Source organism: Streptomyces sp. NPDC005774 (assembly GCF_042871645.1).
In the GTDB taxonomy this organism is placed as follows: domain Bacteria; phylum Actinomycetota; class Actinomycetes; order Streptomycetales; family Streptomycetaceae; genus Streptomyces; species Streptomyces pratens.
The window spans coordinates 51,318-69,212 of sequence record NZ_JBIAIV010000031.1; the positions used below are offsets into that span (position 1 = coordinate 51,318).

The following is a 17,895-nucleotide window of genomic DNA, read 5'->3' on the forward strand; positions in this document are numbered from 1 at the left end:
CCGGCGACATCGTGGCGTGTCACGTCCTTGATCGTCATGCCCGCCATCCTGTCAACGGCCACCGACAGCGCCGTGCGCGGCCGCTGATCCGATGCTGGACGCGGACTGTCCGCCCGGCGCGTACGAGCGGCTGCCGGACGGTCGGCACGTACCCGACCACGGAAGCAACTCCGCAGGGGTGGGCTCGGGGGAGTATCGGAAATCGGAAAGGTAGCTGGTGGAGTCAGCACGGATCAGCGCGTTCTGGGATCGGCCGCGGCGGTCGTCGCGGTTGCGGTGGCGGCCTGGAGGATCAGGTCGGCGACGGCGTCGGGGCGGGCGATCAGGGATACGTGGCAGGTATTGATCTCCACGGTGTGGGAGTGGGCGCGCTTGGCCTCGAAGCGTTCCTGGTCCGGGTTGATGGTCATGTCCTGCCGGCCGACGAGGGCCCATGAGGGGATGTTCTTCCACGCTGCGACCTTGGCCTTCTCCGAGAAGGCGGTGGTCGCTGCGGGCCGCTGGGTAACCGCCAGCAGGTTCGCCTCACTCGCCGGCAGGCAGGCCGCGAAGACCGGATGCACTTTGTCGCGCTTGAGGTACAGGTCGGTTCCGCTGACGCCGTCGGCCTGGTACGGCACGGACGTGGTGGCGGTGCCGAGGGCGCTGGGGAACCGGGCGGACAACGACATGCCGCTCTCACCGACGTCGGGCATCAGCGCCGAGATGTACACCAGGGACTTGACCTGGGGATTTCCTGCCGCGGCCGTGCTGATCACTGCTCCGCCGTAGGAGTGGCCGGCCAACACGATGGGCCCCTTGATGCTCTTCAGCACGGAGGCGATGTAGGTGGAGTCGCTGTACAGCCCGCGCAGCGGGTTGGCCGGGGCCATGACCGTGTAGCCGCGGCGTTCGAGCCGTTCGATCACTCTGTTCCAGCTCGAGCCGTCGGCGAAGGCGCCGTGCACCAGCACGATGGTGGGCTTGGCGCCGCCCGCTCCACGGTCCGTGAGGGCCGGGGACGCCGGGGCCGTGCACAGGGCGGCGACGGCGCACCCCGCCGCCGTGACGTGGAGACGTCGTGTGCGTCGTCGTATGCCATGGACCGCAGATGCCACCATGCTGTACTCCCTTTCCACCGGGGGCATGGCACATCAGCGTTCACGCATCGATGCCGTCGCGCCCGCCCATCCAGTGCAATCAGGTGAAAAAGAGACAGAACCCAGCCATCCAGGCAGTCGAGTGCAGCGTCGGGCCGGTCGGGTCCGCGCGCGTCGACGCCCTCGGTCAGCGCCTGCAGGGCGACATCTCGCGGTACGCCTTTCCAGGGCGTTTGCCGGCCATGTGGCAGCCTCCGACGTGCACAGCGGCGGGCGGTGAGCCGCGGTTGAGGCCGCTTTCGAGGATCCAGTCGGGTATGGGCGGCCGGGTCTACTCTCTCCGCTGCCGCTGCCGCTCCTGCTTGCGGCGTTCGGCTGTGGCGATCTGCTGCCGTACCTGTTCGAGGGCGAGGACGAGTCAGGTCTCCAGGGTGCGGAGGCGGGGCGGGTCAGGTGGCAGATCGGTCTCATGTCCGACTCTGCGTTCGGGGTGGAAGACAGCAATCCAGGGGGCCGGAGATGCTGCACCGCCTCGCCGTGGACCCCGCCGACCTGACCCCGGCGCCACCCCGTCAGGTCCACCGGGAGGCAGCAGCCCGTGCCGGGCCGTGCGACGGGCATTATCGGACATCCCCGGCTAAGGCCGCCGATGGCTCCCATGCGTCCGTTCGCCGAAGCGCCTGCGCAGGGAGGGACAGGGGCAAGCCGATGTGGTCCCTCATGAACAGCACGCTCATCTCCGGCGCGCACGACACCGTCCTGGTGGACACGACCGTCACCTTTGGCCAGGCCGGCCGATTGGGCCGAGGGCCACTCCGCCCGTCAGGCCCTGGCCGAGCGCGACTGAGTGGGTTGTCGGCACCTGCGGAGTCAAACTGATCCCATCACGGCAGCGCGCGCGTCGGCGTGACCGGCTGCCGCCGCGATGGGCGACTGGAGCCGCCGCACTGCTTCCAGATGGTCGCCGGTCCAGATGATGCGGATGCCGGTCCCCGACGCCCGCCCGTCCGCATCACGCAGGTCCCGACGGACCGCCTCGACCAGCCGGGCGTTGTGCTCCCGGTCGGACTCCAGCGGCTCCGGTACCGGCCCTTCGCTCTCCAGCCCCTCGGCCAGGGTCTCGTACCACCGGAAGACCCGTTCCGCCATGACCAGCAGCTCCCTCTGCGCGGCGGCGCGGTCCTCGAGCTGTCGGCCGTCCGGGGCCCGCCGCCACAGCTCCAGGACCGCGTCGGCGGCCAGACGGAGCCCTACGACACCGGTGATCAGAGTCGTCGTCTGGCACAACGAGACGTCCTTTGCTCCGCGCTCGGCCAGGTAGGTCCTGAAGGCGTCGTCCAGTCGGCGCGCCGCGGCCGCCGCCCGGCGGCCCTCCTGCGGGCGCTCGATGGTTTCGGGCCTGAGAGCACAGCAGGACACCGCATAGCCCACTGCCCCGAGCACATAGCGCGCGCTGTCGACATACGCCTCCGCCAACGCCCTGGCGAGGGCGGCGGACGCGCCGCGCGGCCAGAAGAGCAGGCCGACGACCAGGCTCACCGCACAGCCGAGCGCGATGTCCTCGATACGGAACAGGATGACCGACAGGTCCGCCGGCTGGGCGATGTCGAACAGGATTACCAGGGTAAGCGTGAAGGCCGCCTGCCCGGCGGCGAACGAGATCGCGGCCGGGACGACGCCCGCGGCCATCACTGCGACGGGCAGCAGGATCCACAGCACGGGCGTGTTGTGTCCGATGAGCTGGAGCAGACCGGCGCCCAGGATCGAGCCGACCAGGGTGCCGCCGAGGGCGCGGAAGACGTTCTGTCCGGTGCTGAGAGCGTTGGAACGCAGCACCGACAGGGTGCCCAGCGTGATCCAGAAGCCGTGCTGGACGCCGGTCACGTCGGCCAGTGCGATGCCGATGCCCAGGCCGATGGCGCCGCGGATGCTGTTGTGCAGCCATACGGAGTGCGGCTCGACATGCGCGGCGGCGCGTTCCGTGGCGCTGGTCAGGCGACTGGTCGGGGATCCGGGCTCGCGGCCGAGCAGGCGGTCCGGCCAGCTGCGGTGATCGGCGGTCCGGGCGATGTCGACGTTCCGGGCGATCTGCAGGACGACGAAGGCCACCTCCTGAGCCCGGAAGGTGACGTCGAGGCTGTCGACCAAGGTGTCGAGGCCACGCCTGCCACCGGAGCCGCCGCCCGGCATCGGCAGCCGGTTGACTGCCCCGTCCTCCAGCGTGGTCAATGCATGACGGAGCTCCTCCACCCCGGCGCGCAGGCGGTCCGGCGTGCTGCGCGGATCATCGAGCATCTCCGCCGCCAGTTCCAGTACGGCGGCAGCGGCCCTGCGCACCACTGAGGACTGCCGGGTGCCCGTCGAACCGTCCTCGACGTCGGGGGCGGCCTCCGCGAGGATCGCGCTCAGCCAGGTCAGCTCGTCGATCAGGCGGACCAGTGCCCGGGACCCGGTGGACAGGCTGGTGGGCCGGTAGGGGGTGGCGGTGAACGCCTGCTGCAGCTGCTGTGTGCTCGACCTGGTCTCCTGGGCGCAGGCACGACACTCCCCGAAGGCGGGGCCGGCGGCACGGCCCGTGAAGTAGTCCGCATCGGTGCGCAACTGCACCGCCGCAGCCCGGCAGACCCGAGCCGCCGGCGCGCTGAGCGGATCGGCCTGCGTCCTCGCCCACAACAGCCAGACCGCGATCGCGGACGTCCCGGCCGCCAGCAGCACGCCGATCAGCCGGTCGGGCAGCTGGGTCAGGGGAGCGGGCGAAGATACCGGCAGGATGAACGCCAACAGCAGCGATGTCGTGGCGCCGGCCAGGACCGAGCTGACCACGCCCGAGAAGAGCACGACGAAGCCCACCACCAGCGTTGCAGCAGTCGCGATCCAGACCGACCGCGACGCGAGGGTGCCCAGTGAGACCAGCACCAGCCAGGCCGCGCCGAGCGCCGCATGCGCACGCAGCCGCTGCCCCACGGGGCCGGTGTATTCGACCAGCAAGAGCATCGCGAACGCGCCGAACGCGGCGAAGGTGCCCATGACCGGCGCGTGGAAGACCTGGGTGCACAGCGCGAAGAGGGACGGCATCACCACCGCGGTCCTGGCCGCCCGCCGCATGGCGGCGAGGCCCGGATCCCGGCGGCGCAACCACGTGGTGAACTGACGCATCTGAATCATCATCATCGCAATCCGCCTCGGCGAGGTGGTGGCACGGCAACCAAGTAGTGTCTTCCATCCATCCTGGGCCGCGATGCGCCGCAGTAGGGCGAGAACCTCGGGGCGACGCCACAGGCAGCGGCCACGGAGTGTCCGTCTTGACAGACGGACAGGGCGCTGGCGGCAGAGTCGTAAATGAGACGGGTGCCGTTGTCGGCCATCTGCTGGACAAGGAACGCCGCAGGACGGGAGATGCGCCGGCATCCGGCAGGAACCGGACCAGCTCCCCGGAGACGGACGGGATGTCGACGGGCAGCCGAAGCCGGCAGCAGACATTCGGCTGCCCGACCGAGGTGCAGTCCAGGGTCGTCTACAAGATCCGTACCGGGATCTCCTGACGCGACCTGCCGGAACGCTACGGGCCGTGGCAGACGGTGTCCACCTGCTTCCGCCGCTATGCCTTGGACGGCGTGTTCACCTGAGGGCGCTGCCACGTTGTTGGGTGTGTGAGTGTCTGATGGCGCCGTCGGGGCGTGATGGGCTTGCGCTTCGGGCCTGGGGTCAGGCCGTGGTGGACCGGTCGGCAGCGCCGGTGATCTGGTCCCAGACGGCGAAGCGAACGGTCATCTCGGCTCGGTCTCCGCAGTCTGCGGCCACCCGCCTGCGTCCTGCGGAACACTCCCGCGTCGGTGGGGAGGGCAGCTTGCAGTACCGCTGCGCCTCCTTGGCCATCGGCACGATCGCCGCGGCCATCGACGGTCCCGTTCTGGGGGTGATTCCCGCCCCGGTCATTCCGCTCATGCCGGCCCTGACCCTGCCGGCAACCGCGGCCGCCTTCACCACCAAGCTGCTCGGCACCCACCTCAGCCCCGCCGGACTTCCCGTCGCCACCTCCTGCTGCTCACCGTCGGCAACGCCACCAGCGGTGCCACGATCGGCGCCGACCTGCTGCCCTCCGCGGCCCGAGCCGTCTCCGCGCTGCTGCCCCCGGCGCCGCCGTTCGCATCATCACCGATCTGAGCTACTTCGACGGCGCGCATGCAGCAGGCCCCGTTGTCACACTGGCGCTGTGGGCCGTCGGCGCCGCGCTGCTGCTCGGCCTGTGCGGCAGTCCACCGCGGCGGCGCACGACGACCGCCGCCTGACGCGTGCACCCGAGCTGCACCAGATGCTCCCGCTCCGCTACTCAGCTGCTCCCGAGGAGATCGCCCAATGGCTGCCAGCAACCTTGTTCTCATCGCCAACGCCGGTGGCGTCGGCCGTACGGTCCTCGAGCAGTTGCGCGGGCAAGACGTGCCGGTACGTGCCTTGGTTCACCACGACGACGATCGTGCGGCCGGGTTGCGGGTGTTCGGCGCGGAAGTCGTCGTCGGCGATCTGACCCGACCCGAATCAGTCGCGGCCGCGCTGCAGGGCGTCCGGCGGGTGTACTTCGCCCTGCCGGTATCGCCGGACCATCTGCTGGCGACGACCGTGATGGCCAGCCTGGCACGCGAGCACCGGGAACTGGACGCTCTGGTGGACATGTCGCAGATGACGGTGTCCCAGATGACCTCCACCAGCACCACGGAGTCCCACCAGCAGCGGCTGCACTGGCTGGCGGAACAGGTCCTGAACTGGTCGGGCCTGCCAGTGGTGCACATCCGGCCGACGTCGTTCCTGGACAACCCGCTGTTCACCTCGCTGGCGGCACAATCCATCCGGAAAAACGGAACGATCGAGCTGCCGTTCGGGACCGGGCGCACGTCGCCGGTCGCCGTGGCCGACGTCGCCCGGGTGGTCTCCACTGTGCTGTGCGAGCCGGCCCCGCATATCGGTAACGTCTACGAGCTGACGGGGCCCCGCACGGTCAACATGAACGAGATGGCCGAAGAGTACTCACGGGCGTTGGGACGTCCGGTGTCCTACGTGGATGTGCCGCTGGAGTGGTGGCGAACCGAGGTGCTCGCCAAGGTGGGCCTGCCGCCGCACACCGAAGAGCACATCGCCACCATGGCCCGGCTGCACCGCGAGAACCGCTACGACCGTGCGTCCGACGACGTCGAGCGTGTGACGGGCGTACCCGCCCAGACGATCGAGGCGTTCGTGGCCGCCCACCAAGAATTCTACCTAGGCTGAACCGCACGGACCGGCCCCGTGCCCTCTGCTGCGGATGCCGAATAATCATCCGGCCTGGTCAAGCGGTCTGTCGGTACTCGCGGAGGGTTCCGTCGAGTCGGTCTCGTCGGCGGACCTTCAGGTCCCCGAGCCGGTGGGGGGTCTGTACGGCGAACGGCTCTGTCCCGTAATCGGCTCTGTCTCATATGCGGTGGTAACGGCAAGTGGCTGCCGTGGCCGACAGTAACACTCCCAGACCAGCACGGGTGACGCGACCGTGGACACCGTGCCCGTCCCGCTCGACGGCGCGTCTGCCACTGCTCTCCTCGGAGCTCGGACCAGGCACATCAGCGATGATGCCCTGTCACCACCGCCTGTGGGACAGAGCCGTTGACCGTACAGACCCACCTTCAGCGGCATGTTCCCGTACGTCCCGCGGGACGCCGGCTGCAACAAGCGTCTGCGGGCGGCCCTGCCGCAGGTCAAACGCCTGATCCGAGTCCTTGCCAAGGACACCGACTTCTGGCACGACACCGTGTGGATCTGCGACTCCACGCCCGTGCCCTGCGACATGTCGAGGCCCACCGTGAAGCGGTCCCAAGCAGCCGGCTGGGCGAACTACGGCTACTGCCCGTCCCACTCGCGGTTCTACGGGGGGCTGCGGCTGTTCCTGGTGTGCACCCCCTCGGGCATGCCGATCCTGTGGGCCCTGGCCGGCCCGAAGCTCGATGAGCGTGAGGTCCTGGCCGCGATGCTGGAGGTCGACGCCCCGCTGGTGGGGGAACGGCCCGGCCTGCTGCTGATCACGGACAAGGGCTTCGCGTCCAGGGCCTTTGAGCGGTCTCGGTCCAAGCAGGGCATCACGCTGCTGCGGCCGTCCATGAAACGCGAGGCCACCCGCCCCGGAGAGCCGATGCTCAAGAAGGCCGCCAGCTGATCGAGTCGGTCAACGACACCCTCAAGGGCCGGCTCGACCTGGAACAACACGGCGGTCGCACCTGCGAGGGCGTAGCCGTGCGCGTCGCGCAGCGCGTCCTTGCGCTGGCCGCCGTGGTCTGGCACAACTTCCGGACCGGGCAGGCGGTCAGCCGTTCTCTGACCGCCTACGACTGCTGAACGTGTTCGGAAAGACTCGTCCAGTGCGCGTCTAGTGCTGGACAACGAACAGCAACCCGGCGAAGCCGTGCCCCGGCGCGGGCCGGGACACGACGCCCTGTCGGCCTGGGCTGGCGGCGCTGGTCACCCCGTACCCTCGATGTAGGGGGTGGCCACCCCAGAAAGGGACCGCCATGGACCTCCACCTCAAGGACAAGGTCGCCGTCGTCACCGGAGCAAGCAAGGGCATCGGCCTCGCCATCGCCGGTGCATTCGCGCGTGAGGGCGCACACGTGGTCACCGGCAGCCGGAGCATCACTCCCGAGCTTGAGGGGCTCCACGAGAAGTATGGCGTCACTGCAGTCACGGTCGACCTGTCCACAGCAGACGGACCGGACGCATTCGTCGGGCCCGCGGTGGACCAGTACGGCAGGGTCGACGTCCTGGTCAACAATTTGGGTGCCGCGACGCCCCGTCCGAGCTTTCTGGACATCGACGACGCCGAGTGGCAGCGGATCTTCAACATGACTCTGTTCAGCGCGGTCCGGACCAGCCGCGCGGCGCTTCCTCACCTGCTGGACGCGGACGGGGGTTCCATCATCAACATCAGCTCCATCAACGCGCGCCTGCCATTCCCCGCGGTCGTGGACTACTCCGCGGCCAAGGCCGGGCTGACCAGCCTGACCAAGTCACTGTCCGAGGAATTCGCACTGCGAGGCGTCCGGGTCAACGCGATCGCCCCAGGACCGGTCCGCACTCCCTTCTGGACCGCTCCGGGTGGCTTCGCCGACGCCACGGCGGCCCAGACCGGCACCACCGCGCAGGAAGCGATGGACGTAGTCGTGCCACAGAGCATGGGCATCTCCACCGGACGGGTCACCGAAGCCCACGAAGTCGCCGATCTGGCTCTCTTCCTCGCCTCGCCACTTGCCGGCAACATCACAGGGGCCGAGTTCACCATCGACGGCGGCCAGGTCAAGACGTTGTAATCTCCTGCGTCTCCCCGTGCGTCCGGGCCGCGCACCGGCGGTAGGAACCGAAGATCTTGATCTGCCTGTCCGGCTTCCCGGACTGTCAACGGCCTTCTGGTTCGGGCAGTATGTGGCATACGCCTTGTGGGCCCGCGCGCACGGGGGGTGCCTTTATGGGGTTCGTCAACCCTGCCGTGCCGGGTTTGGGGTGATTCGCTGGTGTGGAGTTCATGCGGCGAGGGTGGCGGTCCTGGGCTCGCGGGGTGCGTAGAAGGTGCCGTCGCGGGGCATGGCGAACAGGGCACTGATGGGCCTTGTCAACTTGTCGGGTGAGGCAGCTGGGTAGGGGTGCGTCAGGGCGTTGTGCGGCGGGGTTCCGGCTTTCGTGCTCAGGGGGTAGCAGACAGGCCGGCGGCCTCGGTGATCTGGTTCCAGATGGTGAAGCGGTGGCGCATTTCGGTGCGGTAGTCGGTGGCGGTCATCAGGTGGCGACGGGGCCGGAAGTGGGGCGAGATGCCGCTGAACGCGGACAGGAGCCGCTGGGCTGCGCCGATGCTGCGGAAGCCCTTCATCGCGCGCGTGACAGTGCCGGGGCGATGACGGGCGGGTGGGGGCGGGCCTCGTCGTGGTTGAGCTGGAGCCCTCCGGGCTGGGAAACCCGATACCGCACCCGTCGGCGGCCTTCTGAGCCCCGGATCGGCGCAGCGGGCATTCGCGCCACGGTGCATGGTCCGCCGCCGGGAATTTTCCCGGGGCCGGGCGTAGCGTGAAGTGACGGATTCATATCTGAACTCAGAGTGGTGCGCTGCGGCGAGCGGTCCTGAGCATGGGCCCACCGGGCCGCACGAACCCAGCACGCTTACATGATCACCCTGGGTGAGTCGGTGGAGGTCCGGAGGAGCCCGACGCCGATCACAGCCTCGGCGCCGGCGAGGACGCCGACTCCAGCATCGCTTTTGTCCGGAATGCCCACCGAGTTCCTCGAGCGCTGAGAGACGAAATGCCACTCATGCCTCAGACCATGCGCGCGCTCGTAGCCGGAAAGGCCGGCGAGCCCACCGATGTCCTGCGGCTGGAATCCCGGCCTGTTCCCACGCCAAAAGCCGGTCAGGCGCTGATCCGGGTGAAGGCGACTCCGATTCACGCCAGTGATCTGCACGTGCTACGCGGCCGCTACGGTTTCTCCCCCGGGTTTCCCGCTGTCGGGGGCCACATGGAATGCGTGGGCCGCATTGCGGCCCTGGGCCCGGATACCGAGGGACTGAAGGTCGGCGAACGCGTGGTGGCCGCTACGGTCCCGGCGGTACCCGGGCCCCCTGTGGCCGGCACCTGGCAGGAATACCTCGTTGCCGACACGCAAAGGCTTCTGCCGGTCCCCGACCATCTGAGCGACTCCAGCGCCTGTCAACTCGCCGTCAACCCGTTGACCGCGCTGCTCCTCGTGACGCGCGAACTCGACGTACAGCCGGGCGAATGGCTGTTGCAAACGGCTGCGGGCTCCACCGTCGGCCGGTTCGTCATTCAGCTGTCCAGGCATCTGGGTATGCGCACGATCAATGTCGTGCGGCGACGCGATGCCGTCGAGGAGATCAAAGCGCTTGGTGGTGACGAGGTCATCTGCACTGAGGACGAGGACCTGTTGCAGCGTGTGGCTGAGACAGCGGGGCCGGTCGGCGTGCGGAAGGCCGTCGACTGTGTAGCGGGCCTCGTGGGTGCCCAGGTGTCCCAGGCATTGGCCCCGGGAGGGGAGGTCGTGGTCTACGGCGCACTCTCGACCCATCGGCAGACCGACCCTGCGGCACTGACGATCCCGCTGCAGGCACGCTCGGTCATCTACGAGACGAAAGCAGTCCGTGGCTTCTGGCTGAACCGCTGGTTCGGCACTGCCTCACCCGAGGATGCGCTGCGCGCGCTGTCCCAGGTTCGCGGTCTGGTCGCCGATGATGTGCTGAGCATCCCCCGGGGCCAGCCGTTCCCGCTCGAACGCTTCACTGAAGCCGTCTCGCTCGCCGAAGCACCCGCACACGGCACCAAACCACTCTTCGTCTTCGAAGACGGCCGGGACGAAGACGACAGGTAGGAAGCGGCCGTGCCGGTGCGTCGGAGGTGCGGCCGCGGCGTGCCGAGGCCGCCAAGTGAACGTAGCCAAGCCCGATGAAGCCCCCGTCATTCGGCCAGGTCAGCGCCTGCACCGGTGCTCTGGGGAGGCCTCGCACGTCATCTCGGCGGCGGTCGCGCCATGTGGACTGGTCGCCCACGGTGAAATGGACCCGTAGCCGAGCGCCGTCTCACATGCGTCGCTGCGGCGTTTGATGCACGCTGGTGGTCGAGAGGACTTCTTACGTGGGAACCCTGCGTGCCGCGACGGCCCGGCCGTCCCGGCACTGGCCCGAAAGGTAGGTGAAGCTCGAGAACCGGCCTCCGGGTGATGAGTCTCCCTTTGCGCGAGTCGCGCATGGACCTGGGGGCGTGCCAGGACGCGGTCCGGTTCAGGGCCTCCCGTCGTCGGGTCCGGGTCGTCCCTCGCCCAGTGCCTGCTGTGCTCGGCAGGCGGCAGCGGGAAGGAAGCACGATGGAGATCAAGGGATCGATCGCCCTGGTGACGGGGGCCAATCGTGGTATCGGACACGCGTTCGCCCGGGCGCTGGTCGAGCGGGGTGCGGCCAAGGTCTACGCCGGTGTCCGCGATCCGTCGAGCGTGAGCGACGATGACCTTTCTGCGCTGCGCCTGGACGTCACCAAGCCGGAGGACGTCGCCGAGGCGGCCGAGACCGCCGGTGACGTCACCATCGTCGTCAACAACGCGGGCGTTGCTGGTTTTGAGACCGAACTGCTGACGGGTTCCTTCGACGGTGCCCGCGAGGCGATGGAGATCAACTACTTCGGCACGTGGGCCGTGTCCCGTGCCTTCGCCCCGGTCCTGGCGCGCAACGGCGGCGGCGCACTGGTGAACATGCTGTCGGCTGCCTCCTGGATCCCCCGGCCGGAGTACCCCGGGTATGCGGCGTCCAAGGCGGCCCAGTGGTCGTTGACGGGCGCTCTGCGGGAGGGCCTGCGCGAGCAGGGAACGCTCGTGATCGGGGTCCACGCCGGTTTCGTGGAGACGGACCTCAGCAGTTTCACGGACGCACCGAAGATCAGCGCGGCGGACGTGGCGGAGCAGACCATGGAAGCCCTGGCGAACGACCGGGTCGAGGTCCTCGCCGACGAGCGGACCAAGCAGATCAAGCATGCCCTGGCGCAACCACTCCAACAGTGAGGAGAAGCCCGGACGGGACCGTGACGCCACAGCGCAGGAGGAGTCATGACCTCTGAACCACCTGGGGGGCACAGCGCCGGCGGCCTGCCCCTGCTCGGGCAGACCCTCGTCGTCATCGGCGGGAGCGCGGGCATCGGACTGGCGACCGCACGGCTCGCCCGTAACCAGGGCGCCTCCGTGGTCCTCACCGGACGGGATCCGGAACGGCTGCGCACCGCGGCCAAGGAGGCCGACGCGCTCAGCACCGCGGCCTTCGACGCCCACGACGCGGCGCAGCTGGAGCGGTTCTTCCAGCAGCTGCCAGGGCCGATCGACCACGTGATGGTCACCGCGGGCGGCCCGTCGTACGGCCGCCTTCTGGACATGGATGCCGAGCAGGCACGCCGGGCGATCAGCGACCACATGGTGCTCGCACTCGAGGTCGCGCGCCACTGCGCCGGCACCGTACGGCCGGGAGGCACGCTGCTGCTCCTGGGCGGCACGGGAGCCCGCCGGATCCGGGCCGCTCTCGGTGTCGCCCCCGCGGTCACCGCCGCGATGCCCGCGTTCACGGCCAGTCTCGCACTCGAGCTCGCGCCGGTCCGGGTGAACCTGATCGCCGCCGGCTTCGTGGACACGCCGTTGTCGGCCCGCCTGCTCGGCGACGCGCTCGACGCCCGTCGCGAGGAGCTGCGCGCCGTGCTGCCCATCGGCCGTGTAGTCGTACCCGACGACGTGGCCGCGCTCGCCGTGCACATCATGACCAACACCGCACTCACGGGTGCGACCCACGACATCGACGGAGGCCAGCAACTCGTCGGCTGAGCCACACAGCGATGGCGATCATTTGCCGACATCGCGCTGCTCGCCGGCGAACACGCTTCGGGGGACCCCACCGGCACCGTCTCCCGGATGAAGGCCGTGCAGCTCGCGCCCGACACCGTCCATCTCACCTAAGACACGGACCACAACGGCCGGCGCGCCCACCGCAGCTCCCTGTGGCGTCGTACCGGCGGGACCTGGCTGCTCTACTTCCACCAGGGGACGCCGTACGACGCGAACGCGGTGACCGGCGGCTGGACACACCCGCCGTGGGGGCCTCAGGCCCCCACGGCGGCCGGCAGCGGCACCCGTGCCGCGTCGTAGCGCTCCAGCAGCACCCGCGCCACCTCCGGCGCCGGGCCGAGGACGTCCGCCAGGACGTCCGCCTCCGCCGCGCCCCGTGCGATGCGGTCCGGGAGGAAGCCCGGGGCCAGCACGTACGGGGCCACGGCGACGCGCTCGCAGCCGAGGGCGAGCAGTTCGCGTACCGCGTCCTCGGTGCGGGGCAGGGAAGCGGAGGCGAACGCAGGCCGCACGGCGCACCAACCGGTGTGCCGCCACTCCCGCGCGATTGCTGCGATCACTGCGATCGCCTCCGGGTCTGTGGACCCCGCCGAGGCCAGCACGACCCCGGTCGAGGACTTGTCGGCGGGCGTGAGGCCCGCCTCGTACAGCCGCCGCTCCAGCGCGGCGAGGAGCAGGGGCGACGGGCCCAGAACGTCCGCCTGGCGGATGCGCAGCCGCGGATCCGCGTCCGCGAGGACCGCCGGGATGTCCGCCTTGGCGTGGAAGGCGCGGGTCAGCAGCAGCGGGAGGGCCACCACGTCCCGCACGCCCTGTGCCGCGAGGGAGTCCAGCACCCCCGGCACGGAGGGGACGTTGAAATCGAGGAAGCCGGTCTCCACACGCAGTTCCGGCCGCAGCGACCGCACTCGCCGCACCAGGGCGTGCACGGTCGCCGCGTGCCGCGGGTCGCGGCTGCCGTGAGCGATGACGAGAAGAACCGGACGGTACATGATCGGATCAGTCCTTCACCAGCAGGCCACGGCTGCGCAGCACCCACCGCTCCAGCGGACTGAAGATCAGCAGGTCGATGGCGATACCGACGGTCAGGATCAGCAGGATGGCTTCGAACACCATGGCCATGTCGCTCGCGTTGCGCCCGTTCTCCAGCAGCTGCCCGAGACCGATGCCGAGGTCGGGGAACGACGCGATGATCTCCGCGGCCATCAGTGAGCGCCAGGAGAACGCCCAGCCCTGCTTCAGCCCCGCCACATAGCCGGGCAGCGCGGCCGGCAGCACGATGTGCCAGGTGCCCTTCAGCCCCGTCGCGCCCAGTGTGCGGCCGGCCCGCAGGAACAGCGGCGGCACCTGGCTGACGCCGGAGACCAGGCCGTTGGCGATCGAGGGGACCGCACCGAGCAGGATCACCGCGTACATCATCTGGTTGTTCAGGCCCAGCCAGATCACGGCCGGCGGCACCCATGCCACTGACGGCAGGGACTGCAGCCCGGACAGGATCGGGCCGATCGCCGCGCGCACGAACCTCACCCGCGCCACCAGCAGCCCCAGCGGCGTACCGATCAGCAGCGCGAAGAAGAAGCCGAGCAGACCGCGCGAGACGCTGGTCCAGATGTAGCCGAGCAGCTCACCCTCGAGCCACGCGTCCCGCAGGACGCTCCACACGGCGCCCGGCGAGGGCAGCTTGGTCGGATCGTCGACGATCCTGAAGGAGACCAGCGCCTGCCACACGGCCAGCACCAGGGCGACGGCGAGGACGGGCGGCAGGATCTTCTGGACGAAGGTCTGGCGCCACGGCCTGCGGGCCTGCTGCCTCGTCTCCAGCGCGTCGAGCCCCGCCTCGAGACCGGCGAGGTCGTTCACGTCCTTCGCGTACGCGTCCTTCCCGGTCGTGTCAGTGCTGGCCATGTCGGCGGATCTCCCCACGGAGTTCTTCGGTGATCTCGACGGACAGTTCCGCGACCGCGGCGTCCTCGATGCGGCGCGGGTGCTCGATGTCCACCGTCCACTCGCGGGCGATCCGGCCCGGCCTCGACGACAGCAGCACCACCCGCTGCGCCAGCCGGACGGCCTCACGCACGTTGTGCGTGACGAACAGGACGGACACCCGGGTCTCACGCCAGATCCGGGTCAGCTCGTCGTGCAGCACGTCCCGGGTGATGGCGTCCAGCGCCGCGAACGGCTCGTCCATCAGCAGCAACCTGCTCTCCTGGGCGAGCGCGCGGGCCAGCGCGACCCGCTGGCGCATACCGCCGGACAGCTCGTGCACCCGCTTGCCGTGGGCGCCCCCCAGCCGGACCAGCTCCAGCAGCTCCTCGGCCCGGCCGCGCCGCTCGGCCTTCGGCACGCCCCGCAGCTTCAGGGCGAGTTCGATGTTCTTGCCCGCCGTCAGCCACGGGAACAGCGCGTGCTCCTGGAACATCAGCGCCGGGCGGCCGTCCGTGCTGATCGCGCCGGCGCTGGGCGCGTCGAGGCCCGCGACCAGGTTGAGCAGCGTGGACTTGCCGCAGCCCGAGGCACCCAGCAGGGTGACGAACTCGCCGGGGGCGACGTCGAGCGTGATGTCGTCCAGTACGAGCTGCTGCCCGGCCGGGCCCGCGAACGACTTCGAGACATGCTCGATCCGGGCGGCATGGGTGGCCGCCTCGGTGCCGTCGGCGGCCTTGGCGAGGGTCGTGGCCATGGTCGTCACCTCCTGGGACGTTTCTTCGGGGTTCCGGGATCAGCCGACGCCGAGACCGGCGTCGTCGACGGCGGGTGCGCCCTCGGCCGCGAGGACCTTGTTGAGGGGTTCGAGGTCGTAGATGCCGTTCAGGTCGGGCCGCTCGAGCAGGCCCGCGTTCACGGCGTGCTCCGCCTGGGCGCCGAGGGTGGCGGCCAGCGGGTCGTCGGTGAACCGGATCGACTTCCACGCCGGGTCCAGTACGCCGGCGGGCAGCGCCTTGCCGGAGTCGGCCGCCAACTGCTCGTTGGCGGCGGCCTTCGCCTCGTCCGGGTGTTCGTTGATCCACCGGTTGGTGGAGACCGACGCCTCGAGGACCGCCTCGACGGCCTTCGGATGTTTCTCCAGGAACTCCTGGCGCACGACGAGGTTCGTGATGACGAACTGCTCGTCCGGCCACAGGGAGGCCTCGTCCAACAGGACCTTGCCGCCCTCGGCGACCAGCTTCGACGCGGTGGGCTCCGGCACCCACGCGCCGTCGACCGAACCGGCCGCGAAGGCGTCCGGGGTGACCTTGTTGTCGCTGCGGACGACCGTGACGTCACCCTGGCCGCTCTGCGCGTCGACCGTCCAGCCCTGCTCGGCCGCCCAGTTGAGGAACGCCACGTCCTGCGTGTTGCCGAGCTGCGGTGTCGCGATCCGCTTGCCCTCGACGTCCTCGAGGGACTTCACCCGGTCCGGGTTCACCACCAGCTTCACCCCGCCGGACGCCGAACCGCCGATGATCCGCAGGTTCCTGCCCTGCGACTTGGCCCAGCCGTTCACCGCCGGTGACGGTCCGATCCAGGCGATGTCGACGGAACCGGAGTTGAGTGCCTCGATCGCGGACGGCCCCGCGTTGAACACGGCGTACCGCGCCTCGGTCGCGCCGAGCTCCTTCTGGAAGAAGCCCTTCTGCTTGCCCACCAGCGCGGTCCCGTGGGTCAGATTGCCGAAGTGGCCGATCCTCACCGCGTCGAGACCGTCGGTCTTTCGTGCACCGGCCGCGATGTCGGCGCCGGCGCTCTCCTTGGCCCGGGAGCCGTAGCCGCACCCTGCCAGGGCGAGCAGGACCAGCACGGCCGTCACGGCGAACGCGCGGCGCGGTGCGACGGGGATGGCAGGCACGGGAGGTGTTCCTCTCGGGGGCCCGGCGGTCACGTACTCAGCTGGTCGTGGCCGGGGAATCGGCGGGTTTTCGGCGGTGGCGGCGGGGGAGGGGGACACGCGAACGGTGCGCGCGTCCCCGGGGCGCCGGAAGCGTCACGCACATCGCGCGACCCCGCCCTGCCCGCACCCCAGACGCCCGCTGCCGATCCGGCCGCCCTCTTTGGCGAAGGTGGCGAAGACGTCGGTCGGTGCGCAGTCCGGGGCAGGGGAAGGAAGCATCGTCAGAAGTCCCATCCGTCGCCCTCGGCCGCGTCCTTGACCGGGTCCGGCGTGGCGAAGGACTCGCCGGCCATGCCCGCGGTGAGCGTGGTGCCGTCGTTCGGGTCGATCAGGATGAACGAACCGGTGCGCCGCGAGTCCGCGTACGAGTCGGCCGGCAGCGGCTCGGCGGTACGGATCTTCACCCGGCCGATGTCGTTGGCGGCGAGCGTGCCGGGGTGCGGGTGCAGCGACAGGTCGTCCAGCGTCAGCCGGGCCGGGATGTCCTTCACGATCGCCTTGACCGTCCGGGTGCCGTGCTTGAGCAGCACCCGGTGGCCGACCGTCAGCGGCTGGTCGGCGACATGGCAGACGGTGGCCTCGACGTCCTGTGTGGTGGCCGGCGCGTCCTTGCTCGGGACGAGCAGGTCGCCGCGGGAGATGTCGATGTCGTCCGCCAGCAGCAGCGTCACCGACTGCGGCGTCCAGGCTGCCTCGACGGGCGTCCCCAGCAGGTCGATCCCGGTGATCGTCGTGGTCCGGCCGGACGGCAGCACGGTCACCTCTTCGCCCGTACGGAACGTGCCCGCGGCGATCTGACCGGCGTACCCCCGGTAGTCGGGGTGTTCGGCGCTCTGCGGCCGGATCACGTACTGCACCGGCAGCCGGGCGTGGCAGTGCGCCAGGTCGTGGCTGACCGGCACCGTCTCCAGGTGCTCCAACACCGTCGGGCCGCCGTACCAGTCCATGTGCGCGGACGGCTCCACGACGTTGTCGCCGACGAGCGCCGAGATCGGGACCGCGGTGACCTCCGGGACGCCCAGCTCCGTCGCGTACGCCGTGAACTCCTCGGCGATCCGCGCGAACACGGCCTCCTCGTAGTCCACCAGGTCCATCTTGTTGACGGCGAGCACGACGTGGGGCACGCGCAGCAGGGCGGCGATGGCCGCGTGCCGCCGGGTCTGCTCGACCACGCCGTTGCGGGCGTCGACGAGGATGACGGTCAGTTCCGCGGTGGAGGCACCGGTGACCATGTTGCGGGTGTACTGCACATGGCCCGGCGTGTCGGCGAGGATGAACCGGCGCCGCGGCGTGGCGAAGTAGCGGTACGCCACGTCGATGGTGATGCCCTGTTCCCGTTCGGCCCGCAGCCCGTCGGTGAGCAGGGCGAGGTCGGGAGCCTCCTGGCCCCGGCTCGCCGACACCCGCTCCACGGCCTCCAACTGGTCGGTGAGGACCGACTTGGAGTCGTGCAGCAGCCGGCCCACCAGGGTGGACTTGCCGTCGTCGACGGAACCGGCGGTGGCGAACCGCAGCAGGGTGGTCTCCGCGAGCGCCTCATTCGTGATCGTGCTCATG

General features: G+C 70.0%; 16 protein-coding genes and 1 pseudogene. 7 read left to right on the top strand and 10 right to left on the bottom strand.

All coding sequences use genetic code 11. From position 1 onward, the window contains the following. Positions 1–233 precede the first annotated feature (233 nt). The 3 genes from ACFYQA_RS25260 to ACFYQA_RS25270 form a co-directional block, all read right to left on the bottom strand. Positions 234–1,100, bottom strand: a complete 867-nt coding sequence (locus ACFYQA_RS25260; RefSeq protein WP_388922022.1) for an alpha/beta fold hydrolase — start codon at positions 1,098–1,100, stop codon at positions 234–236. A 166-nt stretch (positions 1,101–1,266) separates the two neighbouring features. Beyond that, positions 1,267–1,344 (bottom strand): hypothetical protein, encoded by a 78-nt coding sequence (locus ACFYQA_RS25265; RefSeq protein ID WP_386401988.1) that lies wholly within the window; start codon positions 1,342–1,344, stop codon positions 1,267–1,269. A 605-nt stretch (positions 1,345–1,949) separates the two neighbouring features. After that, entirely contained in the window at positions 1,950–4,235 is a 2,286-nt protein-coding gene (locus ACFYQA_RS25270) for an FUSC family protein (RefSeq protein ID WP_388922025.1), read from the bottom strand. Positions 4,236–4,381: 146 nt separating this feature from the next. Between ACFYQA_RS25270 and ACFYQA_RS25275 the strand changes: the two genes are divergently transcribed. Next, positions 4,382–4,621, top strand: coding sequence for a hypothetical protein (locus ACFYQA_RS25275; RefSeq protein ID WP_388922028.1), 240 nt, complete (start codon positions 4,382–4,384; stop codon positions 4,619–4,621). A gap of 163 nt (positions 4,622–4,784) precedes the next feature. Here the strand turns inward: ACFYQA_RS25275 and ACFYQA_RS25280 are convergent, their stop codons facing one another. After that, entirely contained in the window at positions 4,785–5,024 is a 240-nt protein-coding gene (locus ACFYQA_RS25280) for a hypothetical protein (RefSeq protein WP_388922031.1), read from the bottom strand. A 411-nt stretch (positions 5,025–5,435) separates the two neighbouring features. Between ACFYQA_RS25280 and ACFYQA_RS25285 the strand changes: the two genes are divergently transcribed. The 3 genes from ACFYQA_RS25285 to ACFYQA_RS25295 all read left to right on the top strand — a co-directional run bounded on the left by ACFYQA_RS25285 (position 5,436) and on the right by ACFYQA_RS25295 (position 8,404). Next, positions 5,436–6,341: an NAD(P)H-binding protein gene (locus ACFYQA_RS25285; protein ID WP_388922033.1), complete on the top strand. Its 906-nt coding sequence runs from the start codon at positions 5,436–5,438 to the stop codon at positions 6,339–6,341. Positions 6,342–6,738: 397 nt separating this feature from the next. After that, the gene (locus tag ACFYQA_RS25290) at positions 6,739–7,257 is read left to right on the top strand and encodes a hypothetical protein (protein WP_388922036.1); all 519 of its coding nucleotides are present in this window, start codon (positions 6,739–6,741) and stop codon (positions 7,255–7,257) included. A 352-nt stretch (positions 7,258–7,609) separates the two neighbouring features. Continuing rightward, positions 7,610–8,404, top strand: coding sequence for an SDR family NAD(P)-dependent oxidoreductase (locus tag ACFYQA_RS25295; protein WP_388922039.1), 795 nt, complete (start codon positions 7,610–7,612; stop codon positions 8,402–8,404). 371 nt (positions 8,405–8,775) lie between these two features. On the opposite strand, the pseudogene ACFYQA_RS25300 reads toward ACFYQA_RS25295, so the two are convergent. Further along, positions 8,776–8,994: pseudogene (locus ACFYQA_RS25300) on the bottom strand (IS6 family transposase); the annotation flags it as partial. A gap of 413 nt (positions 8,995–9,407) precedes the next feature. Here ACFYQA_RS25300 and ACFYQA_RS25305 point away from each other — a divergent pair. From ACFYQA_RS25305 to ACFYQA_RS25315, 3 genes are all read left to right on the top strand, one after another. After that, positions 9,408–10,466 (top strand): zinc-dependent alcohol dehydrogenase family protein, encoded by a 1,059-nt coding sequence (locus ACFYQA_RS25305; RefSeq protein ID WP_388922042.1) that lies wholly within the window; start codon positions 9,408–9,410, stop codon positions 10,464–10,466. Between the two features lie 492 nt (positions 10,467–10,958). After that, a complete protein-coding gene (locus ACFYQA_RS25310) occupies positions 10,959–11,645 on the top strand; it encodes an SDR family oxidoreductase (protein ID WP_388922045.1) in 687 nt (228 codons plus the stop codon). A 45-nt stretch (positions 11,646–11,690) separates the two neighbouring features. Beyond that, the gene (locus ACFYQA_RS25315) at positions 11,691–12,449 is read left to right on the top strand and encodes an SDR family oxidoreductase (RefSeq protein ID WP_388922048.1); all 759 of its coding nucleotides are present in this window, start codon (positions 11,691–11,693) and stop codon (positions 12,447–12,449) included. Positions 12,450–12,724: 275 nt separating this feature from the next. Here ACFYQA_RS25315 and ACFYQA_RS25320 read toward each other — a convergent pair whose 3' ends face one another. From ACFYQA_RS25320 to ACFYQA_RS25340, 5 genes are all read right to left on the bottom strand, one after another. Next, on the bottom strand, positions 12,725–13,462 hold the full coding sequence (locus ACFYQA_RS25320; RefSeq protein ID WP_388922050.1) for a sirohydrochlorin chelatase: 738 nt from the start codon (positions 13,460–13,462) through the stop codon (positions 12,725–12,727). Between the two features lie 7 nt (positions 13,463–13,469). Next, complete coding sequence (locus ACFYQA_RS25325; protein ID WP_388922053.1) at positions 13,470–14,375, bottom strand: ABC transporter permease; 906 nt, start codon at positions 14,373–14,375, stop codon at positions 13,470–13,472. Then, positions 14,362–15,150 carry an ABC transporter ATP-binding protein gene (locus ACFYQA_RS25330; protein WP_388922056.1) on the bottom strand — a complete coding sequence of 263 codons (789 nt, stop codon included), beginning with the start codon at positions 15,148–15,150 and terminating at the stop codon, positions 14,362–14,364. The genes ACFYQA_RS25325 and ACFYQA_RS25330 overlap by 14 nt, the downstream gene beginning before the upstream one ends. Before the next feature lie 39 nt (positions 15,151–15,189). Then, positions 15,190–16,296, bottom strand: coding sequence for an aliphatic sulfonate ABC transporter substrate-binding protein (locus ACFYQA_RS25335; protein ID WP_388922059.1), 1,107 nt, complete (start codon positions 16,294–16,296; stop codon positions 15,190–15,192). A 263-nt stretch (positions 16,297–16,559) separates the two neighbouring features. After that, positions 16,560–17,894 (bottom strand): sulfate adenylyltransferase subunit 1, encoded by a 1,335-nt coding sequence (locus tag ACFYQA_RS25340; RefSeq protein ID WP_388922062.1) that lies wholly within the window; start codon positions 17,892–17,894, stop codon positions 16,560–16,562. Position 17,895 lies beyond the last annotated feature (1 nt).

Excerpts from the sequence above, each read along its gene's own strand:
- ACFYQA_RS25260 (WP_388922022.1), bottom strand. The coding sequence starts at position 1,100 with ATGGTGGCATCTGCGGTCCATGGCATACGACGACGCACACGACGTCTC.
- ACFYQA_RS25270 (WP_388922025.1), bottom strand. The coding sequence starts at position 4,235 with ATGCGTCAGTTCACCACGTGGTTGCGCCGCCGGGATCCGGGCCTCGCC.
- ACFYQA_RS25280 (WP_388922031.1), bottom strand. The coding sequence starts at position 5,024 with ATGAGCGGAATGACCGGGGCGGGAATCACCCCCAGAACGGGACCGTCG.
- ACFYQA_RS25285 (WP_388922033.1), top strand. The coding sequence starts at position 5,436 with ATGGCTGCCAGCAACCTTGTTCTCATCGCCAACGCCGGTGGCGTCGGC.
- ACFYQA_RS25290 (WP_388922036.1), top strand. The coding sequence starts at position 6,739 with ATGTTCCCGTACGTCCCGCGGGACGCCGGCTGCAACAAGCGTCTGCGG.
- ACFYQA_RS25295 (WP_388922039.1), top strand. The coding sequence starts at position 7,610 with ATGGACCTCCACCTCAAGGACAAGGTCGCCGTCGTCACCGGAGCAAGC.
- ACFYQA_RS25305 (WP_388922042.1), top strand. The coding sequence starts at position 9,408 with ATGCGCGCGCTCGTAGCCGGAAAGGCCGGCGAGCCCACCGATGTCCTG.
- ACFYQA_RS25310 (WP_388922045.1), top strand. The coding sequence starts at position 10,959 with ATGGAGATCAAGGGATCGATCGCCCTGGTGACGGGGGCCAATCGTGGT.
- ACFYQA_RS25315 (WP_388922048.1), top strand. The coding sequence starts at position 11,691 with ATGACCTCTGAACCACCTGGGGGGCACAGCGCCGGCGGCCTGCCCCTG.
- ACFYQA_RS25320 (WP_388922050.1), bottom strand. The coding sequence starts at position 13,462 with ATGTACCGTCCGGTTCTTCTCGTCATCGCTCACGGCAGCCGCGACCCG.
- ACFYQA_RS25325 (WP_388922053.1), bottom strand. The coding sequence starts at position 14,375 with ATGGCCAGCACTGACACGACCGGGAAGGACGCGTACGCGAAGGACGTG.
- ACFYQA_RS25330 (WP_388922056.1), bottom strand. The coding sequence starts at position 15,150 with ATGGCCACGACCCTCGCCAAGGCCGCCGACGGCACCGAGGCGGCCACC.
- ACFYQA_RS25340 (WP_388922062.1), bottom strand. The coding sequence starts at position 17,894 with ATGAGCACGATCACGAATGAGGCGCTCGCGGAGACCACCCTGCTGCGG.